Origin of the sequence: Marseilla massiliensis (assembly GCF_016899855.1) — a bacterium.
GTDB lineage: Bacteria > Bacteroidota > Bacteroidia > Bacteroidales > Bacteroidaceae > Prevotella.
This window is the reverse complement of sequence record NZ_JACJJG010000024.1, coordinates 1-23,867: the sequence shown is the minus strand read 5'-3', so window position 1 is coordinate 23,867 and position 23,867 is coordinate 1. Positions and strand designations below refer to the sequence as shown.

The window sequence follows — 23,867 nt, the reverse complement described above, 5'->3', positions numbered from 1 at the left end:
TAAATTTTCTTAATTCTTAACCCTTAATTCTTAATTTTCTTTTGAATAAGTTTTGCAATTTGACCGATTTGTGGTAACTTTGCAACCGATTTTCAAAAAATATTCGTAAAACAGTTGAATGAAGCACGACAAAAACAATCATTACCGCGTGAATGAGCAGATTCGCGTAAGGGAAGTCCGCATCGTAAGCGATAACGGTTCTATAGTAATACCAACACGCCAGGCATTGGATATGGCACGTGAACAAGGCGTAGACCTTGTGGAGATTTCGCCAAATGCGCAGCCGCCGGTTTGTCGTCTCATTGACTATAGCAAGTTCTTGTATCAGCAGAAAAAACGTGCCAAGGAACTTAAGGCCAAGCAGGTTAAGCAAGAGGTAAAGGAAATTCGTTTCGGTCCTCAGACTGATGACCATGACTATAATTTCAAGCTGAAGCACGCTAAGGAATTCCTTGAAGAAGGTAATAAAGTTCGTGCGTTTGTGTTCTTCCGCGGCCGTTCAATACTGTTTAAGGAACAAGGAGAAGTCTTGTTGTTACGTTTTGCTAATGACCTTGAAGAATATGGAAAGGTAGAGCAAATGCCTGCGCTTGAAGGTAAGAAAATGTTTTTGTACTTGAGCCCGAAGAAGGCTGGAGTGGCAAAGAAAAGCCAGCAAAAGGTTGACCGCGAGCGCCGCGAGGCAGAGGCAAAAGCACAATCAGAACAGGCTCTGGATGTAGATTCCACGGAAAACATCCCAAGCGGTGGCTTGTTTGCCAATGCGAAAAATGGAGTAGATGCCTTAAAGAAGCTCAGTGAAGGAGCTGATGGCGATAAATAATAATGAAAGAGAATAATGTGCGTAACGTCCTGGTATATACGTTGCCACAGCTGTAAATAACAATTAAATCAATTAAAAAATGCCAAAGCAAAAGACAAATTCCGGTGCAAAGAAAAGATTTAGCTTCACCGGTACAGGTAAGATTAAGAGACATCACGCTTACCACAGTCACATTCTGACAAAGAAGACTAAGAAACAAAAGCGTAATCTTGTTCATCAGACACTTGTTGACAAGAGCAACATGAAGCAGGTGAGAGACTTGCTGCGTCTCCGTTAATCTATGTCTAATAAAATTAAAGGGAAAAAACTATGCCAAGATCAGTAAATCACGTTGCTTCAAGAGCAAGGAGAAAAAGAATTTTAAAGCTTACCCGTGGTTATTACGGAGCAAGAAAAAACGTTTGGACAGTAGCGAAGAATACTTGGGAGAAGGGTCTTACATACGCTTACCGTGACCGTCGTAACAAGAAGCGCAATTTCCGTTCTCTGTGGATTCAGCGTATTAACGCCGCAGCACGTCTTGAGAATATGAGCTACTCAACATTGATGGGTGCACTGCACAAGGCTGGTATTGAAATCAACCGTAAGGTTCTTGCCGACCTCGCAGTTAATAATCCCGAGGCTTTCAAGGCTATTGTTGATAAAGTAAAGTAAATTACAGCCTGTTTATATACTGTAAAATGAGTAAAGGCCACAATTTCCGTATCCATCCGGAGGTTGTGGCTTTATTGCTTGAAGTAATAGCATTCAGTTTGTATTGTTTTTTGTATTCGAATATAAACAATGGGAATAGTAATAGGAATTGATGTAGGTATCAGCACTACAAAAATTGTTGGAATTTCTGGAGGTAACGTAGTCTCGCCAATGCGGATTAAGGCAACGGACCCTGTCACATCTCTTTACGGAGCTTTTGGCAAGTATCTTTACGACAATAAAATCCAGCTTACTGATGTGGAGCATGTCATGCTTACGGGAGTGGGCTCTGCTTATATCAGCAAACCTGTTTATGGTTTGCCTACCGATAAGGCCGGAGAGTTTGTAGCAGATGGCCTTGGTGCTTGTCACGTATCAGGTAAGGACCATATAATCGTGGTAAGTATGGGTACGGGAACATCACTTATACGTTGTGACGGTGACCGTATTGAACATATCGGTGGTATTGGTATTGGCGGCGGGACGCTTCAGGGGCTGTCACGTCTTTTGCTTAAGACAGACGATATACGGGCGGTGTCGGATATGGCAGTGCGTGGTAATGTGTCAAACATCAACTTGCGTATTGGAGATATTAGTGCACGTCCATTGCCTGGTTTGCCAATGACAGCTGTTGCATCCCTGTTTGGAAATGCCAAAAGTGACGCGTCACGTGAAGATATAGCAATAGGTCTTATATGGACAGTTCTTCAATCGGTCGGGCAATCGGCAGTGTTGGCATCGATAGGTAGCAGTATCCGTGAGTATGTCATGATTGGCAACTTGACGTTGCTTCCACAGTGTCGTATGGTATTTCCACCGATAGAGAAGCTCTATGGGGTAAAGCTGATAATTCCCGAGTATGCTGAATTTTGTACGGCAATAGGTGCTGCACTTAGTTATTTTGATGATAGATATACAACCGAGGCGTTGTGATTAATGTGTCATTGTCGATGAGGGTTATAGGCCTTTCATCGACAATGATATTCTATTGCGTTTACGGTCAACTTCGGTTACGCGTACGGTGACGTGTTGATGTAGACGGACAATTTGTGTTGGATCGCTTACATAGCGGTCTGCCATTTGTGAAATGTGTACCAATCCGTCCTGATGTACCCCAATGTCGACAAAGGCACCGAAGTTTGTTATGTTAGTAATGATTCCAGGCAGTATCATTCCTTCATACAGGTCCTCAATGGTATGTACGTTTTCGTCAAACTTGAATTCTTCAATCTGTTCACGAGGGTCACGTCCTGGTTTTTCCAGTTCCTTCATTATGTCGGTAAGGGTAGGAATACCAACATTAGTTGTAATATAACGTTTTAAATCTATGTTTTTACGTTTTTCCTTGTCTTTGATTAGCTCTTTTACAGAACAGCCTTGGTCACGGGCCATTTGTTCGACGATATCATAACTTTCCGGATGGACTGCCGTATTGTCGAGTGGATTGTCCGATTCCGGTATACGTAAGAAACCGGCGCATTGTTCAAATGCAGACGGTCCGAGGCGTGGAACCTTTAATAATTGCCGTCTTGACGTAAATGCGCCGTTGGCGGTGCGGTAGTCAATTATATTTTGTGCAAGGGTAGGGCCGAGACCACTTACATAGGTTAGCAGATGTTTGCTTGCCGTGTTAAGGTTTACGCCAACGTTGTTGACACAGCTTTCTACGGTAAGGTCAAGACTTTTCTTCAGTTTTGATTGGTCAACGTCGTGTTGATATTGTCCTACTCCAATGCTTTTGGGGTCTATTTTTACCAGTTCTGCCAATGGATCTATAAGTCTGCGTCCAATGCTTACCGCTCCACGTACGGTTACATCCTTGTCAGGGAATTCCTCTCGTGCTGTTTTCGAGGCCGAATATACCGAGGCTCCATCCTCGCTGACTACGAATGTTTTAATTTCCTGTATGAACGGAAGGCCGTTTATGAAAGCCTGTGTTTCACGACTTGCAGTACCATTACCGATGGCAATAGCCTCGATTCCATATTTCTTGGCAATTTCCACGACTTGTATTCCTGCTTTGGAACTGGATGTATGTTTACAGAAATCAGGGAAAATCGCCGTGTTGTAAAGAAGGTTTCCTTGTGCGTCGAGACATACTACTTTACATCCTGTGCGGAAGCCAGGGTCAATGCCCATTACGCGCTTTTGTCCCAATGGCGGGGCGAGTAGCAGTTGGCGTAAATTTTCTGAAAATACGCGGATAGCTTCTTCATCGGCCTTTTCCTTGCTGATTGTCGCAAATTCAGTCTCGATAGATGGTTTAAGTAGCCTTTTGTATGCGTCGGCCACAGCCTCACCCACGAGTTTGGACGATGCCTTATATCCTTTTACGAATAAACGTTCAATTCTTTTTTCACATTCATCTGTAGCCGGAGTTATGCTTACGCGCAAGACTCCCTCAGCCTCGCCGCGGCGCATTGCCAGCAGGCGGTGCGACGAGCAACGGCGCAAGGGCTCGGAAAAGTCGAAATAGTCAGAGTATTTTGCGGCTTCATCCGTGTCGGCCTTGCTTTTTACAACTTTTGAAGTTATAACGGCTTCTCGCTTGAATGCCGACCTTAGCAGCTTTCTTGGCCTCTCGTCCTCGCTTACGTTTTCGGCAATGATATCTTGTGCCCCGTTAATAGCTTCGGCCACACTCTCAACGTCTCCTTTTACATAACGCTTGGCAATCTCTACAGGATTGTGTTCATTCTGTAGCATTATTATAGTAGCGAGAGGCTCGAGCCCACGCTCTCTTGCTGCTTGTGCGCGTGTGCGGCGTTTGGGCTTGTATGGAAGGTAAATGTCTTCCAGTTCGGCCGTGTCATAGCAAGTATCGATACGTTTAGCCAGTTCAGGCGTCAGTTTTCCTTGCTCGGTTATTGTTTTTATTATAGTTTCCTTACGTTTTTCAATTTCTTTCAGCTTGTCGTTAAGCTCGCTTATCGACGTGATCTGTACTTCGTCCAGTCCTCCGGTGCGTTCTTTTCTGTAGCGGCTTATGAATGGAATGGTACAGCCTTCGTCAAGTAATTGCAGAGTGTTGTCAACGCCACGTTCTGCCAGGTTTAATGCCTCGGATATTCTTTTGGCAAATTTGTTCATGTTGTATGTTTTGTTTTTATGTGCTGCAAAAGTACACTTTTTTATGATAAACGAGTTAAAGGTTAGTAAAAAATATTGCCACGGTGGCGCATGCTCAACTAAAATGCCTATCTTTGTAACTGTAAATAAAGGTGAAGTATACAGGCTCAGGCCACTTGGGCCTTTACGGACATGAATTTGTTGATGATTAAAAAATAATGGTTCTTACATTAGTTATACTTGCCGTGACGGCGTTGTTTTTCGCCATAGGCAAAATACGTTCGGATGTGGTCGCATTGTGTGCCCTCATCCTGCTTATGGTTTCCGGCATTCTTACTCCCGATGAAGCATTGTCGGGCTTTTCTAATTCAGTAGTTATAATGATGGTCGGCCTTTTTGTTGTTGGCGGTGCGATATTTCAGACAGGCCTTGCCAAGATGATAAGCGGGCGCATGCTCAAGTTGGCCGGTAACAGCGAGCTGCGTTTGTTTCTGCTGATCATGGTGGTGACATCATTTATCGGTGCGTTTGTCAGCAATACAGGAACGGTTGCCTTGATGTTGCCCATTGTGGTAAGTCTTGCCGCCAAGTCAGGAGTCAACGCTTCGCGCCTGCTTATGCCGCTTGCGTTTGCAAGCAGCCTGGGCGGAATGCTTACGCTTATCGGTACGCCTCCTAACCTCGTAATCCAGGATGTATTGACTAGTGCCGGATATGAACAGTTGGACTTTTTTGCCTTTACACCGGTAGGACTGATATGTATAGTTATAGGTATTATCGTTCTTTTGCCGTTGAGTAAATGGTTCTTGGCAAAGAAAGGTGAAGGCAGGGATAATGAGAAGCGCAGGACTAAGTCATTGGAAGAACTTGTTGAGGAATACAGGCTTGCCGATAACCTTTCGAGGTTTATCGTAGGAAAAAACTCAGGAATTAAAGGTAAGACCATTGCCGAACTTGACATACACAACCGCTACGGTCTGACCGTGCTTGAGGTAAGGCGCGAGACAACGCGCCAGAAGGGAATAATAAAGAATGTCAACCAAATGCTCGCAGGGCCTCGGACAGTCATCAGTGAGGGTGACATAATTTATCTGTCCGGCGAGAAGGAACAGGCAGACCGTTTCGCCGATGAATATTCTCTTACCGTGCCGGAGGCTGGCAGTTCTGGTTTGTCGGCAAATCAGGGCGGGCTTGATTTCTATGATATAGGTATTGCAGAGATGGTTCTTTTGCCGACGTCGAGCCTTGTAAACCACTTGGTGAAGGATTCAGGCCTGCGGGCGAAGTTCCATATAAATATTGTAGGGATTCGCCGCAACGGTGAGTACATAATGGACGATTTGCCTGACGTGCGCCTGCATGGCGGAGATGTGCTGTTGGTGCAGGGCACGTGGGCTAACATAAGCCTGCTCGGCAATGAGGAAGACGATTGGGTTGTATTGGGGCAGCCGCTTGAGGAGGCGGCGAAGGTTACTCTTGACTATAAGGCTCCACTTGCAGCCGCAATCATGTTGCTCATGATAGTACTGATGGTTTTCGACTTTATTCCCGTAGCTCCTGTCACGGCCGTCATGATAGCGGCTGTACTGATGGTGCTTACAGGATGTTTCCGAAATGTCGAGGCGGCGTATAAGACTATTAATTGGGAGAGTGTTGTACTTATCGGCGCAATGTTGCCGATGTCGGTCGCGCTCGAGAAGACAGGCGCGTCTGCCGCTATATCACATTCGCTTGTAAGCGGGCTTGGCGGTTACGGTCCTTTCGTGTTGCTTGCCGGTATATATTTCACCACATCGTTGCTTACGATGTTTATCAGTAATACGGCTACAGCAGTGCTTATGGCACCCATTGCCCTTACGTCGGCAACAGAGATAGGGCTTAGCCCGTATCCGTTCCTGTTTGCTGTTACGTTGGGCGCAAGTATGTGTTTTGCATCGCCTTTTGCCACTCCGCCGAATGCTCTTGTTATGCAGGCAGGCCGTTATTCGTTTATGGATTACATAAAGGTTGGCCTTCCGCTACAGTTGGTTATCGGCATAGTGATGGTATTCGTGTTGCCGTTGCTGTTCCCGTTTTAATTAAGAACTAAGAGTTAAGAATTAAGAAATTGTAGACAACCAACAAGCTATCTTTCTTAATTCTTAACTCTTAATTCTTAACTCTTAATTAAAGAATATTCTTAATTTTAGCCTATAATCGTTGCCACAATCCTGCGAGTCCCGCCATGATTCCTGTATTCACATAGGTATACCCCCTGCCATGTGCCGAGATTAAGGCGCCTGTTCGTAATCGGTATGGTGAGGCTGACTCCTGATATTACCGATTTCGCGTGTGCCGGCATGTCGTCGCGTCCCTCTAACGTATGGCTGTAATACGGCTGCGCTTCAGGTACAATGCGGTTGAATATACTTTCCATGTCATAGCGTACGTCTGGATCTGCGTTTTCGTTTATGCAAAGTCCGCAGCTTGTATGTTTTACAAATAAGTTGAGCAGGCCTTTCTCCGGAAGTGGCGGCAGCTGAGCCATGATTTCGTCCGTTATTAGGTGGAATCCGCGAGGCCTCGGTTTCAGGATTATCTCTACTTGTTCTGTCATGATTAACGGTTTTATTACGGATTGCAAAGATAGAGAAAAATAGGAAAAAACAGCCACCCGGAGTGTGTTTTCTTATGCGGTATAATGGGCGGCATGTATGCATTTCGTTGGTGTCAATATATCACGGCCATTTTAATATGCCGTATATTGCGTTGTGATAGGTGGCATTTTGTTCTCTTGTTTGCCGTCTTTCGTACGCTAAAATGCGGCATTTTGTTTTTCTTATTTTCATTTTTCATTATTTGTTTTGTAACGGTTTTGTAATACATAATGCTTAAATTTGCAAAAAATTACCGTACATAGTATGAATGCAAAGTATTTTTTTATAGCTTCATTGGCTCTTTTAACGGCTATTCCCGTTGTAGCTGATGACGACGATGACAAGGTGGATCTTACACTGAAAGTGCATGGTACCATCCGTGGCAAGTACGAATACCAGACGGAGGAGGGTGACGGCCGTTTCCAGGTACGCAATGCGCGCGTTAGCCTTGAGGGCAATGTTACGAAAATAGTGTCTTATAAGGCGGAAATCGACCTGTCTGATGAAGGACAGATAAAAATGCTTGACGCATATACAAGGTTGAAGCCGGTGCGCGGTCTTGATTTTACGATAGGCCAGATGCGAGTGCCGTTTACAATCGACGCCCACCGTTCGCCGCACATGCAGTATTTTGCCAACCGCTCGTTCATTGCCAAGCAGGTGGGCAACGTGCGTGACGTCGGTGCAACTTTGGGATATTCGTTCAATGCGGGCATTCCTATTAAACTGGAGGCTGGAATGTTTAACGGGTCAGGACTTACCGACCAAAAGGATTTCTGGACTAACAACATCAACTTTTCAGCCAAGGCGCAGTTTTTCCTTCCGCGTGGATTTAACATTACGTTGAGCACCCAGAAAATCAAGCCTGATAATGTTGGCATAATGATGTATGACGCAGGTGCGTACTATCATGCGCACGGATGGCATGTGGAGGCTGAATACCTGTATAAGCATTATGCTGATGATGCTTTTGACGCAGTACATTCGGTTGACGCGTTCGTAAGTTACGACATACCGTTACGTAAGTGTTTTTTCAAGAAAATAACGCCGTTGGTGCGTTATGATTATATGAGCGACCATAGTGACGGTATACGTTATAACGCCGATGGAGACGAGGATACGTCGGGTGCGTTGACCATCAATGATTATCAGCGCTCGCGACTGACGGGTGGCTTGACCTTCAGCTTGTCACTGCCGTTCGTTTCTGACATCCGCCTTAACTATGAAAAGTATTTCTATCGTGAGGGAGCTATTGCAAAACCTTCGGAGCGTGACAAGATTGTAATAGAGTTTATGACACGTTTCTGATTATCGACAGATTGACTATAAACAGACGAGCAGACAGGGATATTTGCCTTGTCTGCTCGTCTGCTTTACGGATAATATATCAACTTGTTTGTTGGTTAGCCCGTAACTTGTCAGCTAATTAGTTATATGTAACTCGTTTTTGAGGAATTTTGGAGTGAATCCCTTATCGCTCACCGCCACTTCCTCGGGCGTTCCAGTGGACAAAACAACTCCGCCGTTGCGTCCGCCCTCAGGCCCCATGTCAATAATATAGTCGGCAAGTTTTATTACGTCAAGATTGTGCTCGATGACGATTACCGTGTTGCCGCGGTCAACGAGCTTTTGAAGAACATTCATCAATATGCGTATATCCTCGAAATGAAGCCCTGTTGTTGGTTCGTCGAGTATGTAAATAGTCTTGCCCGTATCGCGCTTGCTTAGTTCCGTAGCGAGTTTTACGCGCTGGCTTTCGCCGCCTGAAAGGGTTGTTGAGGGTTGTCCGAGCTTGATGTATCCCAATCCTACGTCCTGTATAGTCTTTATTTTGCGTAGAATGTCGGGCACGTTTTCGAAAAACTCAACAGCCTGGTTGATGGTCATGTCGAGCACGTCAGCAATGCTTTTTCCTTTATAACGAACCTCGAGGGTCTCACGGTTGTAGCGCTTGCCGTGGCAAACCTCGCATGGCACCATGATGTCCGGCAGGAAGCGCATTTCTATTGTCTTGTATCCGTTGCCGCCGCAAGCCTCGCAACGGCCGCCTTTCACGTTGAACGAGAAACGTCCGGGTTTGTATCCGCGTATCTTGGCTTCGGGCAGGTTGACGAACAACGAGCGTATGTCGCTGAACACTCCGGTGTATGTCGCTGGGTTGGAGCGTGGAGTTCGGCCCAACGGACTTTGGTCTACGTTTACCACTTTGTCGACAAACTCCAGTCCTTCTATCGAAGCATACGGCATAGGTTTCTTTAACGAACGGTAGAAATGTTGGCTTAGTATAGGTTGCAGTGTTTCGTTTATCAGTGTTGATTTACCGGAGCCACTCACTCCTGTAACTACAATCAGCTTGCCGAGAGGAAAATCAACGTCTACATTTTTAAGGTTATTGCCCGAGGCTCCGTGCAGTGTTATGCTTTTGCCGTTGCCTTCCCGTCTTTTGGCAGGAATCTCAATGCTCATTTCTCCGTTAAGGTATTGTGCGGTGATGGTGTGCGTCTTTAGCATTTCTGCCGGTGTGCCTTGGAATACAACTTCGCCTCCTTTGCGTCCGGCTTTCGGACCTATGTCGACAATATAGTCGGCATTGAGCATCATGTCTTTGTCATGTTCTACCACGATTACGGTGTTGCCGAGGTCGCGCAGTTCTTTCAACGACTTAATCAGTCTGTCGTTGTCGCGTTGGTGCAGGCCTATACTCGGCTCGTCAAGTATGTATAATACGTTTACAAGTTGTGAGCCGATTTGCGTAGCAAGCCTTATGCGCTGGCTCTCTCCTCCCGACAGGGTTGCCGATTGGCGGTTAAGCGAAAGATAGTTGAGGCCGACTTCGAGCATGAAGTCTATCCTTGTTATTATTTCCTTTATTATTTCGTCGGCAATGCGTCGTTGCCTTTCGTTAAGGTGTTTTTGTGCCTCTATGAGCCATGTTTTCAGTTCGTCAATGTCCATGTCGGCCACTTCAGATATGTTTTTGTCCCAAATCCTGTATGATAACGACTCACGATTGAGTCTTTGCCCCTTGCATTCAGGACATTGGCATACGGTCTGGAATTGGTCAGCCCATTTCTGGCCGCTTGCGCTGTCGTCATTCTCTATCACGCTGCGCAGGTATTTTACTACGCCGTCAAATTCTACAAAATAGTCGCTTGATGTGTGTACGAGTTCTTTGCGTATGCGTACGTTCTCCATCGAACCGTACATTATCTCGCTCATTGCCTCGTCAGGAATGTCCTTTACCGGAGCGTTGAGGTCGAAACCGTATTTCTCCAGTATTGATTCGATTTGCCAGAATATCATCTGGTTTTTGTATTTCCCTAACGGTACTATGGCGCCCTGGCGTATGGATAGCCCGCTGTCAGGCATGACTTTTGTTATGTCGATTTCGTTGATGTATCCAAGACCTTTGCATTTCGGGCATGCGCCTTCAGGAGAGTTGAATGAGAACTTGTTTGGGGCAGGGTCGCCATATGATATGCCAGTTGTGGGGCACATAAGCCTTTTACTGTAATATTTTGCCTCATTGGTGTCTTTCTCCATTATCATCAGTAGTCCGTCACCCTGTTTCATGGCCGACGATACGCTTTTTTTCAACCGTTCGTCGTCCTTGTCCTGAACCTTCAGCTTATCGACAACGACCTCTATGTTATGGTTTTTGTAGCGGTCGGTCTTCATTCCTCGGGTGATTTCTTTCAGTTCTCCGTCAACTCTAATGTATAAATATCCCTTGCGGCGCATGCTTTCGAACAGTTCACGGTAATGTCCTTTACGGTTACGTACCAGCGGAGCGAGGATATATATCGGTTTGCCGCTGTACCGTTCATGAATCATTTTGAGCACGTCCTCTTCGGTGTATTTAACCATCTCCTCGCCAGTGGCATAGCTATATGCTATACCTGCGCGGGCGTACAGCAGTCGCAGGTAGTCATATATTTCGGTGGTAGTGCCCACGGTAGAGCGCGGATTCTTGTTCGTAGTTTTTTGCTCAATGCTGATAACGGGGCTCAGTCCCGTTATTTTGTCAACGTCAGGACGCTCCATTCCTCCGAGAAAATTCCTGGCGTATGCCGAGAATGTCTCGATATAGCGCCGCTGTCCTTCAGCGTAGATTGTGTCAAAGGCAAGCGACGACTTGCCGGAACCGCTCAGTCCGGTAATAACGGTCAAGCTGTTTCGGGGTATCTCGACGTCTATATTCTTGAGGTTATGTACACGTGCCCCCCAGACATTTATCTTTTCGTCAGTCATAATCCTTGATTAATTCATAATTCACGTTCATCGTTCACAATAGAGGTGGCGGCATAATTCCTTTTTGCCATTCTCGCCTTTCCACTTTCTTATCTTCTCACCTTTGATTCATTCCGTTATCGTACCGGTGCTTTCGGTGTATCCTCTCAACAGGTTTACGTCGCGCTTGATATTGAACTCTCGTCCGTCTGCCCCGCGCGCCTTGACCAATACGAAATAAACGCCTTGGGCAACGTCTTTACCTTTGTACTTCCCGTCCCATCCGCCGGCAGGGTCATTCCATTCATACAGCTTCTGTCCCCAGCGGTTGAAGATGTAGGCGTGGAATTCCACTATCGACTGATAATTGCTTTTTGCCTTGTATATATCGTTTATACCGTCGCCGTTGGGCGAGAACGCGTTTGGCATTTCCAGTTGGCTCTCGCTAATGCTTACCCTCAATGGCCCTCTTTCGGCCCAGTATTCCTCGGTATAGGCGATGGTATCAGTACCGTTAACGAATGTCGCGTAAAGCACTATGTTATGTGTTCCTGCTTGTGTGAAGGTGTATTCTGTGTCTTCCTCATATCGTGTCAGGTATGGTGACTCTTCGCCTTCCAAGGTAAAGTGCCATTCGTATGAGGCTGTGTATTCCCCTACATTTTCCGGATTGGCACGGAATACGCCTGGCAGAGGGGCGTTACCAGAGTAGTCCTCACTCTCTTCCTCACCGTCATCGGTGGTGTATGTAGCCGTAGGATTGATAGTCGGCACTTCGCTGTCGGTCTGCGCGCATGCCGGCATTATAAGCATAAGCCATGACAAGATAGCCACAACGCATATTATACAGCGGTTGTGGCATGTTTTTTTATTGTATGCAAAGTTCATATATCAAGGTTGTTGCTGTTATTGTTTTATCCTGCAAAATTAATGAATAAAGTTGATTTTCCCTTCCTTTTTCATCATTTTTATATGACTATATGCATGGCGCGAGCTCCATTAACGATGAAGCCCCATTCCTGTGCAGGAATGGGGCTCACGCTTAATTCATTATGAATATGAAAATGTTTTGACTATTGAAAGCCTTTTTAGAGAAAATTCTTTTTTATTTGTTGATAAATTTCTTTCCGTTCTGGATGAGCACACCCTTGGTGTCCTTTGTCACACGCTGCCCCGCAAGGTTGTAGATTGGAGCATTCGGGTCTGCCTGTTCTTCGGTTGTGATGTTGGTAATGCCAGAACTTGTACTCGGGGTATATTTTATGTCATAAAAGTTAACACCTCCGCTTTCTGAATAAATATATATTGTTCCTGCATCTCCTGTATAATTGATGGTTCTGGATTCAATAGACTCACCTTGAACATCGTTATATGTTGCTACATTTATTTTTGTACCGTTCACATTCGCATCAACGTACACAGTTCTTATGGCTGAACTACTTGAGGACATCAAAGCCATATATATTGTACAATCACCTGCAACATCAAAAGCAATTACTCTTGCAGAAGGTGTGCCATTATCATCAAATGTACCTGCGCCTCCTAACTTCAAACGTTGCGTATAATCAACGCCGTCTATACTTTTTTTATTACCATCAATAGTGACGTCTGCATCAGAATTTGCATAGATTGTGAGTCCATCTTGGGTATAAGTAGAAGTTAATGTTGTTTTTTCCCAATTAGAGAAATTCCAATCTGTTGTCTGTGCATTAACAGAAACAGCCCCACCCAATAAGGCGATGGCAACGAGCGTAAAAAGTTTTTTCATAATCGTTTGTTTTTAAAGATTAGTAATAAATTAGTTTTTAATAATGTTGCAAATATAATAGATTTCTTCTAATAATGAAAATTTTTTGAAAAAGAATAAGCTTTACGAATAGTTAAAGTTGTTAAATATTTGTGTCTATTTACCTTATATATAGTGTCTGTCTTTTGTCAAATGGATTTAATAAGTGCCAATGCATTTGTCATTCCGTGCTTGACACGGAATGACAATAGCGACCGCCTATTTTGTAGGGTGTTGTATGTCTTGTTAATGACCGTCAGCCTTGCGCTATACCGTATGGCTTGTATGTGTTGACTGTCTTGTTACAGACTGCTGCATGGAGTTGAGCAGTATGGCATTATCCTATTTATGGTTGTTACGATATGTCCCTCCTGTCATGGTTGTTCCTGATCATCTGGATTATAGTCTTCATGTAGTTGTTTATACATGTCGGATATTGCTTTTACATAACTTTTATCTACACCAATTTCCGTTGACAAGTCTTGCCATTGTGGATTATTTCGTTCTATCAGTGCTATTTTCCACGCACGTTTCCGGCTTTTCAGCTGTTTTTCTCTTTTTATAGCGGTTGCAAAGGAAGAAAACGGTTCGTAATATACTAACGTCTTGACGGAATAACGATTTGTAAAACCTTTATTTATTCCTGATATGTGTTCCGCTACACGCCGTATTAGGTTGTTTGTCACGCCAATGTAAAGCGTTCCGTTGCGTTTGCTTGCCATTATGTAGACGAACCCTTTGTTTATTTCCATTTCTTTACGGAATGTGGCTTTTATACTCCGTTATCTCCGCAACGGGGCCTATTTCTCCCTGTTCTTTGTCCTTATGAGGTCAAATAGGTATGTCAGTTTCACGACAATGTTACCAAAGTTTGATTTGCCGAAGTAGTCTTTCTTTGAGTCTCCGTAGATGTTGCCAAGTCCGTAGTAGTAGCGTGCTTCGAGTTGGAAGTGTCCAACCTTGGGGTGTGAATATTCAAGGCCGAGTCCTGCGGCGATACCGTAGTCGAACTTGTTTTCCACGGCCATGGTGTATTGTGCTACAATGTCGTTCACACGTTCGTCAACGTTGGCGTCGTTGACGTTGAAGTTTGTCTTGGTTGATTCGCCTATGCAGAAGCCGATTTGTGGGCCAGCCTGGAAGAAGAATTGAAAGCCTTTCTCCTCGCGTCCCCATCCCAGGTGCGCGAAAACGGGAATCTGTATGTATGTCATCGTGCGGCTGTATTCCTCGGGCAGCCCTGTTACGGGGTTTATTACGGGAGCGTCGTTAATGTCGAGTATATCCTCCTTCCATCCTATCTGTGCATAGTTCACCTCAGCCTGTACGGCGCAGATTGTGCTGAAGTATTTTTCGCATACGTATCGGAACGACAAGCCGCCGGTGATTCCGCCGTGGAACGTCTGGTTGACTTTCGGAGTAAATCCCACGTTGCTTAATATATATCCGCCGTTGACGCCGATACTCAGGTCGTTGCGGTATTTCCCCACCTGTGCCGATACCGTTATTGCCGGAGCCAGCATGGCTAGTGATATGATGAGTTTGCGTATCTGCATGTATCGTCGAAGGGTTGTGTCAGAAGTTGATTATGGATATAGAGTTGTCGCGGTTGTAGTGTATGAAGAGCAGGCTGTTGTTCCTGTATCCTCCGCCTGTTCCTGACCGCTTGAAGCTGAGCGGCGTCTGTAGGGCGTTAGGGTCTTCGTCCGCGCCGGTGAAGCTCTTGCCCTTGGCGCGTAGTCCGCGCAGGAAGAACATGCCGTGGTCGTATCCCGTAAGGGCGAAGCGTGGCAGGTAGTCCATCATGTCGCTCTTGAATGTCCTGCGGTATCGTGCCTCAAAGTTCTTGACTTTTGTGGAGTATGAGTTGTAATAGAACGTTGACGGGACGTAAGTGTCGTACTTGCAGAACTTGCCCATGTTGTACTTGGCGTACATCAGCCATTCCGTGTATCCGAAGAGAGACACCTTCAGCTCAGGGTGCTCGCCTGTAAGTGCGTCAAGCATGTCTATTACAGTGTTAAGCTCGGGCGAGCGGCCCGTGTTGAGCACCACCATGTTGGGCTTGATTGCGCTGAACGCGCGGGCAAAGCCGGCGCTACCGGAGTTGATGTTGGTGACGTTGCACGCTATGCCTTTTTCCTCAAGCCGTTTGCGTAGCGAGAAGGTGAATACGCCCTTGTCGCTCGTCTTGTCGTTACAGTCGATTACCACAATGTTGTAATCCTTGAATCGGTAGGCAAACTGGTTGATGACGTCGCCGAAGAATGTCTCCGGGTCTTGGTATACCTGGAATATATTGGGATTGGTGTCGACATCGTTTCCGGTTATGGAGAATGGTATCACCAGCTTGATGTTGTTGTCTTTCACGAAGAATGACAGTGGTTTAACCTGTTTGGAGTACAGCGGCCCGAATATGACATCGCACTTTGCCATGTCGTCTTTTACGAGAGTGCGGTATATGTCGGCGTCGATAGGCACGTTCCATGCGTTCACGGCGATTGACATACCTTCTTTTTTCAGGTCTTCGCATGCCATTAGCAGGCCCCGGTAATATTCGAGCATGCGGCGTCCGTCTCCGTCGACATTATGCAGAGGCAGCACCACGCCCACCCTCAGTGCTCCGGCAGGAACCTCGGCCTTGGTCACGTTGGTGGCTTTAGACGCGGCAGTTCCTTCGGGGTAGGGTATGAATATGTAGTCGCCTTTCTTGAGTTTGTAGTCGGGCGAGCTCATTTCGGGGTTGGCCTTTACAAGGTCCTGTACGGTCAGTCCGTATTCGCGCGCTATGCCGTAAAGCGTCTCCTTGCTTTTTACTTTGTGCATTTCACGCCAGTTCTTGTTGTCTTGCGCCATTCCGACGCCGCAGAACACTACGGCCATTATCGCCGTTATGATGTATCTTGAAAAATGTATCATGTCTTTTTTTAGCTTTATGTGGTTGCAAAGATAGTGCAAATCGAGCGTAATGCAAAATAAAAGCGAGAGAAACGAGTTTTTATTTTCATTGCCGAGATGCAGCCTATGTTATTTAAAGATGGCGCAAATCGGGCAGAATGCAAAGTTTTTTTTGAGTCAAAGTAGTCAAATGAGTTATCGCTCGCTCCGCTCGTTAAGTAGTTAATGACAAATGACCTGCATGGTTCGTACGTAGTTCAATGTATATAAAATAGGTAGGCAGAGCATTCATCTAAACCTGGCAATCACAAATTGTTGACCACATGACACCCGCATTCAAGCCAGGCAGTCGCCTGGCTTGAATGCGGGTGTCATGGCCTTGACGGTTTGCCGTAAAGAATTTTGCAGGCGTTTTCATCGGATGGACACGTTGCCGGTACGAGAGGCGGTTGAAAACCGTAACTTTTAATGCTGTTGCGGCTTACGGTTTTTATGGATGAGTCTATATAAAATGACGGTCTTTAATCGTTTGCCTTGTTTCTGCTTACGGACTAAAAGGCCGTCTTTAGCAACATTAAAGACGGCCTTTTACACTGTCAAAGACGGTCTTTAGCCGCCTTGACAGCCGTCCTTTAGCTGCTCGCCGGCTGCATGCTGTGGCCGGCTGTATGCCCGCAGGCCGTGTCCTTAAAGCCTTGAGGGCATACCGTTTTGGGCATTCGGATAGTTAAATAATGCTTTTTGTCTTGTCGATAAGTTTAATTTTCGTAACTTTGCAAAAATATTTTTTGTACTGATGAGACTGTTTTTTATTCTTGCGGCCTGTCTGTTGCCGTTGGCCGCGATGGCACAAGGTGTGTGGGAACGGCCCGACGCTGGCAATGGCGAGGCGAAGGAACAACAGGAGGAGAAACCAAACCCTGACGCCAAATACCTTGCAGGAGCCGTCCCTGAGGTTGACGGCAAGGTAGAATGGCAACTCGACGTGGATGTGCCAGGCAAGACAGCCGACCAGATTTACGATATAATGTTGCAATGTTTTACCGACTTGACCAAGACCGAGAACCAGCTTGAAGGCAGCCAGGTGGCGTTGGTCAACAAGGCAGAGCACATCGTCGTGGCAAACATCAGGGAGTGGCTCGTCTTTACTGACAAGTTTTTAATGCTTGACAGGACAAAGTTCAACTATACCCTCATAGCCTACTGCAAGGACAACCACCTTACCGTCACCCTCGGGCGAATAACCTACAGGTATGAAGAGGAGCGCGTGGGTAACGGCGGGTATGTGTACAAGGCCGAGGAGTGGATTGACGACGACAGCGCGCTTAACCGCAAGAAGACACGGCTCGTGGCCGGTTCGGCAAAGTTCCGCCGCAAGACTGTCGACCGCAAGGACTATCTCTTCAGCGTAATCAAGGAAGCCGTTTTGAAATAATTGGCTGCCGTTCATTTACAAACATCAGGATTTAATGCTTACGAACCAGGACAATACGGCCCGCAACGCCAGGCCGCAACACCGCCGCGAGAACGGCGAAGACCGCTATCTGCGGCTGCGAAACATACTGAACTTGATATTCATGCTCGGGGCCCTCATAGGTGTATTAGTGTATTTTCAATGGGATAAACAGACAGGCACGATAATCATTCTCGTGTCGATGGTGTTCAAGATTGTAGAATGTGTATTCCGTTTCATGAAATGAGGACAAGGATTGTCGCCGCACTGTCTTTGTTGTTGCTGTTTGCGTATATGCCTGCCGAGGCGCAGGACTACAACCAGCTGACTGACACCGGCGAGTTTACCAACTCAACCGACAGCCGTGACAGAACCCGCGACCGCGACTCCCTGTCGTCGAGAAACAAGGAAATTCCAAAGGGACTGAAGGTGTGGACCGTCGACGAACGCTTCGGAGAGCGTACCGCCGCCGAGCCGGACACCTTGCCGCATATGTACATGAACTCGATTTTCGACACCGGAATGCGTGGCGAATACAACACGCTGGGCAATCTCGGGTCGCCGCGTATTAACCGTATATTCATAGACCGTGGCGAGAATAAGCAGTTCATGTTCACTCAGCCTTATGACTATTTCATAACGCCAGTGGACAAGTTTCATTTTACCAATACGCTTTCGCCCATCACGAATATATCATATAACGAGTGCGGAAACAGGGAAAACGGCGAAAACCACTTTAAGGCATTGTTCGGAGTGAACGTCGGCAAGAAGCTGGGCGTAGGTTTTAAGTTCGATTACATCTACGGGCGTGGATATTTCCAGAACCAGAGTACGTCGCACTTTAATTATTCCATGTACGCTTCCTACCTCGGCGAGCGCTACCAGGCGCACCTCCTGTTGTCGACGAACCATGAGAAGGTTGCCGAGAACGGTGGTATTACCGATGACCAGTACATAACCCATCCCGAGACTTTTGAGGATAATTTCCGTAACAACGAGATTCCTGTGGTCCTGTCGGAAAACTGGAACCGCAACGATAACCAGCACGTATTCTTCTCGCACAGGTACAGCTTCGGATTCAGGCGGAAAGTCAAGATGACCGAGGACGAAATCAAGGCAAAGAAGTTTGCCATGGAGTCAGCAAAGGAGAATGCCGCCAAGAAGGCAAAGGAAGAGGCCCGCAAGAAAGCAAAGGAAGAGGGCCGCGATTTTAACGAGGACGAGTTTGATGAGCGCAAGACATATTCAGGACGTCCTGACGACGCTGTCATAGCCGGCAATGAGCCAGCCGACACACTGAAAGCGCTGGGCGGAAGAATATCGGTCGACAAAGCCACGGCCGACAGCCTGATTGCTGCCGGAGAGCAACAAACGCAGGGCGAGCAGATGGACACTACCTGGATGAAGGATGAATACGTGCCTGTAACGAGCTTTATCCATACGCTTAAATTCGACAATTATACGAGGATATACCAGGCTTATGACACTCCGGAGGGCTATTACGCCAATAACTATCCGGTATTCGAGAAATTTCTTGGCGACTCAATCTATGACCGCACCACCCATTATTCGCTGAAGAACACTTTTGGCGTGGCTCTTCTCGAAGGTTTCAACAAGTGGGCAAAGGCTGGCCTGAGGGCTTTCGTCACGTCAGACCTACGCCACTTTACCCTTCCTGACTCGGTAGGCGGGCGGACATCGTACAACGAACACAACCTGAGCGTGGGCGGACAGCTTATAAAAACACAAGGTTCTACGCTGCATTATAACGTCACGGCTGAGACATGGCTGCTTGGCGAGGATGCAGGGCAGCTGAAAATCGACGGTACGGCAGACCTTAACTTCAGGTTGTTCAAGGACACTGTGACTCTTGCCGCCAATGCTTATTTCCACAGGGTGAACCCTACATTTTATTACCGTCATTACCATTCAAAGCATTTCTGGTGGGATAACGACGGCCTTGATCAGGAGTTGCGTACACATATCGAGGGAGTATTCTCGTTGAAACGTACGAGAACTAGATTGAGGGTGGCTTATGATAACCTGCAGAATTATACATATTTTGCCCAAAGTTACAATATAACGGATGACTTCGGACGGACAGGCAACAATGTCACAGTTCGCCAGCACTCGGGTAATCTCAGTCTGCTTACGGCACAACTGTCGCAGGACTTTACTTTCGGGCCGCTTAACTGGGAAAGCCAGGTTACTTACCAGAAATCAAGTAATGACAACGTGCTGCCCGTGCCAATGCTCAACATATACACCAACCTGTACCTGCACTTCAAGATAGCACGCGTATTGACCGTCGACCTCGGCGGCGACGCCCGTTATTTCACCAGCTATAAGGCTCTTGACTACAGTCCTGCGCTCGGTCAGTACACAGTGCAGGATAACGGCACGGCCAACGTTGAGATAGGGAATTTCCCCGTTGTGAACGTTTATGCCAACATGCACTTGAAACATACACGCTTTTTCGTAATGATGAGTAACATTAATGGAGGTGGAGGCAAGGGTTTCCTGGCTCCGCATTATCCTATTAACGGGCGTATATTCCGTTTCGGGTTGTCGTGGAATTTCTTTAATTAAAATTGTGTATTGTCAGCTCGTTTTAGTAAATTTGCAGCTGTTTATAATAAAGAAAGGATATTAACAATGCCTCAGATTTCAGTCCGCGGTCTTGAGATGCCAGAGTCTCCGATCAGGAAATTGGCGCCTTTGGCCGCTGCAGCAAAGCAACGTGGAATAAAGGTCTATCACCTGAATATCGGTCAGCCGGACCTGCCTACTCCGCAAGTTGCCCTTGACGCAATAAGGAATATTGACCGCACGGTTCTCGAGTATTCGCCGTCGCAGGGGTATTTGAGCTATCGTACGAAGCTGGTCGACTACTATAAGAAATACAACATCAATGTAACCCCCGACGACATAATCATAACATGCGGTGGAAGTGAGGCTGTACTTTTCGCCTTTATGTCGTGTTTGAATCCTGGTGATGAAATCATCGTGCCAGAACCGGCCTACGCCAATTACATGGCTTTTGCCATATCGGCCGGTGCCAAGATACGTACAATAGCTACGACAATCGAAGAGGGTTTCTCCCTGCCTAAGGTAGAGAAGTTTGAGGAGTTGATCAACGACCGCACGAGAGCCATCCTTATATGTAATCCTAACAACCCTACGGGATACCTTTATACGCGTAGGGAGATGCACCAGATACGCGACTTGGTAAAGAAGTACGATCTTTACTTGTTCTCCGACGAAGTTTACCGTGAGTATATTTATACAGGTTCGCCTTACATCAGTGCTTGCCATCTTGAAGGTATAGAGCAGAACGTTGTATTGATTGACTCTGTCAGCAAGCGTTACAGCGAGTGTGGAATACGTATCGGGGCGCTTATTACAAAGAATGCCGAGGTGCGCAGCGCGGTTATGAAGTTCTGCCAGGCACGCCTGTCGCCGCCGCTGATAGGACAGATTGCGGCGGAGGCGTCGCTCGATGCGCCGGAAGAATATTACCGTAACGTGTATGACGAGTATGTTGACCGGCGTAAATGCTTGATTGATGGGTTGAACCGTATACCAGGAGTATATTCGCCAATACCGATGGGAGCCTTCTATACAGTGGCAAAACTGCCTGTCGACGATAGCGAGAGGTTCTGCCGGTGGTGTCTTGAGGAGTTCAATTATGAAGGTGAAACGGTTATGATGGCTCCGGCTTCCGGCTTTTATACAACACCTGGGGCCGGTCATAATCAGGTGCGCATTGCGTACGTGCTAAAGAAAGAAGACCTTACACGCGCCTTGTTTGTGCTGCGTAAGGCATTGGAAGCTTATCCAGGAAGAGTAGACGAAGAATGAACCTGCCACTTTTCATAGCCAAACATCTGTATTCGGCTACAGACTCACGCCAGAAGGTCAGTCGTCCGGCCATGCGTATTGCCACGGCCGGCGTAGCCATCGGCTTGGCCGTAATGCTTATATCGGTAAGTGTTGTTTTCGGTTTCAAGCATACAATACGCGACAAGGTAATAGGTTTCGGCAGCCATATAACGGTTGCCAACTTCATGAGCCTGCACGGTAGGGAGCTTGCGCCGATATGTATGGACGACAGCATGATGCGGGTTTTAAGGTCGCTCGATGGCGTTAAGCATGTCCAGAGATATGCCATAAAGCAGGGAATACTCAAGACCGACAGCGATTTTCTTGGCGTTGCGTTCAAGGGAATCGCCAATGATTACGATACTACGTTCATCCATGACAACATGGTGGAAGGCGTTATACCTGCGTTTAGCGATACTGTAAGCACTAATAAGATACTTGTTTCGAAGATTATGGCGGACAGGCTGAGGCTGAATGCCGGCGACAAGGTGTTCGCTTATTTTATAGACAACGGTAACGTACGTGTCAGGCGGTTCACGGTGTCAGGCATATACCGTACTGACTTGACGCAATTTGATGATATATTGTGTTTTACCGACCTGTACACGGCTGTGCGCCTGAATGGTTGGGAGCCTGACCAAGCAGGAGGGGCAGAGCTTACAGTGAAAGATTTTAATGCCATAGACGTGGTTGAGGATGAAGTGGTCAAGAAAGTAAACCGTACTGTCGACAAGTACGGTGAAACCTATTCGTCTGAGACGATACAGGACGCCAACCCCCAGATTTTCACCTGGCTCGGACTGCTTGACCTCAATGTATGGATTATTCTTGTATTGATGTTGTGCGTGGCAGGCTTTACCATGATTTCAGGACTCCTTATCATCATACTTGAACGTACGTCGATGATTGGCGTGCTCAAGGCTCTCGGTGCCCGTAATGGCGTGGTACGCAAGACCTTCTTGTGGTTTGCGGTATTTATTATAGGCCGTGGCATGCTTATCGGTAACGTTGTGGGGCTTGGCCTTATGGCTCTGCAAAGGTTTACCGGGTTCATAAAGCTTGACGCTGCTACATATTATGTAGATACCGTACCTGTTGAATTCAGTATCTTGGCAATAATACTTCTCAATGTTGTTACACTTCTTGTGAGCGTCCTTGTGCTGATAGGGCCGAGCTATCTGGCGTCAATGATTCATCCTGCCAAGTCAATGAGATACGAATAAAAAGAACGAAGAATTAAAGCGTTTTTGAATATATGACCTTTAATTCTTCGTCCTTTATTTTTTCATCCTTTACTTTAATATCCAACGGGCATGTAAACCAGAGGAACCATATCTTCTTTTATGCCGAGGAATTTTTGCATTTCTGCAGGAGCATCGCCTGCATAACAGCAGACGGTAGACAACCCGTTAGCGGCACAGAAGAGGTAAACATTTTGCATTACGGCGCCAACATTGAGGCCACTTATTGCCTTGTTACCACCAGTGAGCTTATTGTTTGAAGCAATGACGAGCACTATCGGAGCCGTTTTTATGAACTTGTTACGGTCAGCGGCAGCAATGCGTAAGTCGCTGCTGCCTATTTTTATGAGTTTGTTGGCAGCCGCGTCGTAGCGGAAAGTACCGTCATCCTTGCCTACGTAGATGGTCACGTCCTGTCTGTTCATCGCTGACGGTGCCGTGCGTTTGCCGTCGGGACGGTTTACTCCGTCGGCAGCCCACAGGAGGTCGGACAGTGTCTGGTCCGTCAGTTGCCTGTCGGTAAACTGACGTGTAGAGTGTCTGTCGTTCAACGCTTTTGTCAGGCTGCCTGCCGTTTCGTTCTTGGTCGGTGTAGGCAAAGTTACGTCCTGTGCGCATGCAGACGTGCAGTACGCCGTAAAACCTAAGGTGGCGGCGAAAGCGAATGTTCGGATTTTGTTCATTTTCATGATTCGTTTTGTTAAAGTTCTCATGCAAATATATCACTAAAAAGCTATATTATGTTACGTAGCCTGCTGTTTTTTTGTTTTTATAATACTTCAAACTATTATTTAACGTGAATTCGATGATTTTGCAATTGAAAAACAATCGATTTGTAATATGCCGTATTTTACCATGCAAAAGGCCGTGTTTCATGCTCTAAAAGACCGTCTTTCGGAAGGTAATATAACGTGAGTTCGGTATAATAATCTTATGCAATAAGCCTGCTTTTATCAATGATGTCAATATTGAGTGACGGTTTCTTAGGAAGCAGGTTGTATGCGATAAGCCCTGCAATCAGGTTGGAAACAAAACCGTCAATGCTGCGGTGCCTGGTATGTTCAATGTAGCATACATTCTTGAGTTCGTCGTTGACGGTTTCAATGAGCGCCCTTTTCCGCAGCAGGATTTTGTCGTGCAGGTCCATGAGCGAGTT

21 protein-coding genes are annotated in these 23,867 nt (G+C 46.4%); 11 read left to right on the top strand and 10 right to left on the bottom strand.

Going from position 1 to position 23,867, the window contains the following annotated elements:
• The first annotated feature begins 118 nt into the window (after positions 1 to 118).
• From infC to coaW, 4 genes are all read left to right on the top strand, one after another.
• Positions 119 to 823: a translation initiation factor IF-3 gene (gene infC, locus H6A34_RS06380; RefSeq protein WP_021949112.1), complete on the top strand. Its 705-nt coding sequence runs from the start codon at positions 119 to 121 to the stop codon at positions 821 to 823.
• Between the two features lie 79 nt (positions 824 to 902).
• The gene (gene rpmI, locus H6A34_RS06375) at positions 903 to 1,100 is read left to right on the top strand and encodes a 50S ribosomal protein L35 (RefSeq protein WP_021949113.1); all 198 of its coding nucleotides are present in this window, start codon (positions 903 to 905) and stop codon (positions 1,098 to 1,100) included.
• A gap of 32 nt (positions 1,101 to 1,132) precedes the next feature.
• Positions 1,133 to 1,477 (top strand): 50S ribosomal protein L20, encoded by a 345-nt coding sequence (gene rplT, locus H6A34_RS06370; protein ID WP_021949114.1) that lies wholly within the window; start codon positions 1,133 to 1,135, stop codon positions 1,475 to 1,477.
• Positions 1,478 to 1,606: 129 nt separating this feature from the next.
• Positions 1,607 to 2,449, top strand: a complete 843-nt coding sequence (gene coaW / locus H6A34_RS06365; RefSeq protein WP_021949115.1) for a type II pantothenate kinase — start codon at positions 1,607 to 1,609, stop codon at positions 2,447 to 2,449.
• Positions 2,450 to 2,473: 24 nt separating this feature from the next.
• Here coaW and H6A34_RS06360 read toward each other — a convergent pair whose 3' ends face one another.
• A complete protein-coding gene (locus tag H6A34_RS06360) occupies positions 2,474 to 4,606 on the bottom strand; it encodes a Tex family protein (RefSeq protein WP_205104246.1) in 2,133 nt (710 codons plus the stop codon).
• Between the two features lie 197 nt (positions 4,607 to 4,803).
• Between H6A34_RS06360 and H6A34_RS06355 the strand changes: the two genes are divergently transcribed.
• Positions 4,804 to 6,663 carry an SLC13 family permease gene (locus H6A34_RS06355; protein WP_205104244.1) on the top strand — a complete coding sequence of 620 codons (1,860 nt, stop codon included), beginning with the start codon at positions 4,804 to 4,806 and terminating at the stop codon, positions 6,661 to 6,663.
• Positions 6,664 to 6,770: 107 nt separating this feature from the next.
• Here the strand turns inward: H6A34_RS06355 and H6A34_RS06350 are convergent, their stop codons facing one another.
• A complete protein-coding gene (locus H6A34_RS06350) occupies positions 6,771 to 7,181 on the bottom strand; it encodes a secondary thiamine-phosphate synthase enzyme YjbQ (protein ID WP_021947121.1) in 411 nt (136 codons plus the stop codon).
• Positions 7,182 to 7,485: 304 nt separating this feature from the next.
• Here H6A34_RS06350 and H6A34_RS06345 point away from each other — a divergent pair, with 304 nt between their 5' ends.
• On the top strand, positions 7,486 to 8,529 hold the full coding sequence (locus tag H6A34_RS06345) for a porin (RefSeq protein ID WP_205104242.1): 1,044 nt from the start codon (positions 7,486 to 7,488) through the stop codon (positions 8,527 to 8,529).
• Positions 8,530 to 8,643: 114 nt separating this feature from the next.
• Here H6A34_RS06345 and uvrA read toward each other — a convergent pair whose 3' ends face one another.
• From uvrA to H6A34_RS06315, 6 genes are all read right to left on the bottom strand, one after another.
• Entirely contained in the window at positions 8,644 to 11,472 is a 2,829-nt protein-coding gene (gene uvrA / locus H6A34_RS06340) for an excinuclease ABC subunit UvrA (RefSeq protein ID WP_205104240.1), read from the bottom strand.
• A 108-nt stretch (positions 11,473 to 11,580) separates the two neighbouring features.
• Positions 11,581 to 12,264: a T9SS type B sorting domain-containing protein gene (locus H6A34_RS06335; RefSeq protein WP_205104260.1), complete on the bottom strand. Its 684-nt coding sequence runs from the start codon at positions 12,262 to 12,264 to the stop codon at positions 11,581 to 11,583.
• Between the two features lie 292 nt (positions 12,265 to 12,556).
• A complete protein-coding gene (locus H6A34_RS06330; RefSeq protein ID WP_205104262.1) occupies positions 12,557 to 13,219 on the bottom strand; it encodes a hypothetical protein in 663 nt (220 codons plus the stop codon).
• 392 nt (positions 13,220 to 13,611) lie between these two features.
• Positions 13,612 to 13,989, bottom strand: a complete 378-nt coding sequence (locus H6A34_RS06325) for a GIY-YIG nuclease family protein (RefSeq protein WP_205104238.1) — start codon at positions 13,987 to 13,989, stop codon at positions 13,612 to 13,614.
• Between the two features lie 48 nt (positions 13,990 to 14,037).
• Entirely contained in the window at positions 14,038 to 14,793 is a 756-nt protein-coding gene (locus tag H6A34_RS06320) for a porin family protein (protein WP_205104236.1), read from the bottom strand.
• A gap of 19 nt (positions 14,794 to 14,812) precedes the next feature.
• Complete coding sequence (locus H6A34_RS06315) at positions 14,813 to 16,156, bottom strand: PBP1 and LysM peptidoglycan-binding domain-containing protein (protein ID WP_205104234.1); 1,344 nt, start codon at positions 16,154 to 16,156, stop codon at positions 14,813 to 14,815.
• Between the two features lie 775 nt (positions 16,157 to 16,931).
• On the opposite strand from H6A34_RS06315, the gene H6A34_RS06310 reads away from it, so the two are divergent.
• From H6A34_RS06310 to H6A34_RS06290, 5 genes are all read left to right on the top strand, one after another.
• A complete protein-coding gene (locus tag H6A34_RS06310; protein ID WP_021947114.1) occupies positions 16,932 to 17,570 on the top strand; it encodes a DUF4468 domain-containing protein in 639 nt (212 codons plus the stop codon).
• Positions 17,571 to 17,604: 34 nt separating this feature from the next.
• On the top strand, positions 17,605 to 17,835 hold the full coding sequence (locus tag H6A34_RS06305) for a hypothetical protein (protein WP_021947113.1): 231 nt from the start codon (positions 17,605 to 17,607) through the stop codon (positions 17,833 to 17,835).
• A complete protein-coding gene (locus H6A34_RS06300; RefSeq protein ID WP_205104232.1) occupies positions 17,832 to 20,177 on the top strand; it encodes a putative porin in 2,346 nt (781 codons plus the stop codon). Before H6A34_RS06305 ends, H6A34_RS06300 begins: the two co-directional genes overlap by 4 nt.
• Positions 20,178 to 20,243: 66 nt before the next feature.
• Positions 20,244 to 21,449 carry a pyridoxal phosphate-dependent aminotransferase gene (locus H6A34_RS06295; RefSeq protein ID WP_205104230.1) on the top strand — a complete coding sequence of 402 codons (1,206 nt, stop codon included), beginning with the start codon at positions 20,244 to 20,246 and terminating at the stop codon, positions 21,447 to 21,449.
• Positions 21,446 to 22,693 (top strand): ABC transporter permease, encoded by a 1,248-nt coding sequence (locus H6A34_RS06290; RefSeq protein WP_021947252.1) that lies wholly within the window; start codon positions 21,446 to 21,448, stop codon positions 22,691 to 22,693. Before H6A34_RS06295 ends, H6A34_RS06290 begins: the two co-directional genes overlap by 4 nt.
• A gap of 74 nt (positions 22,694 to 22,767) precedes the next feature.
• Here the strand turns inward: H6A34_RS06290 and H6A34_RS06285 are convergent, their stop codons facing one another.
• Together H6A34_RS06285 and H6A34_RS06280 are read right to left on the bottom strand one after the other, a co-directional pair.
• A complete protein-coding gene (locus tag H6A34_RS06285; RefSeq protein ID WP_205104228.1) occupies positions 22,768 to 23,394 on the bottom strand; it encodes a nitroreductase family protein in 627 nt (208 codons plus the stop codon).
• Positions 23,395 to 23,642: 248 nt separating this feature from the next.
• On the bottom strand, positions 23,643 to 23,867 hold a 225-nt coding region (locus H6A34_RS06280; RefSeq protein WP_205104226.1), incomplete at its 5' end, for a transposase.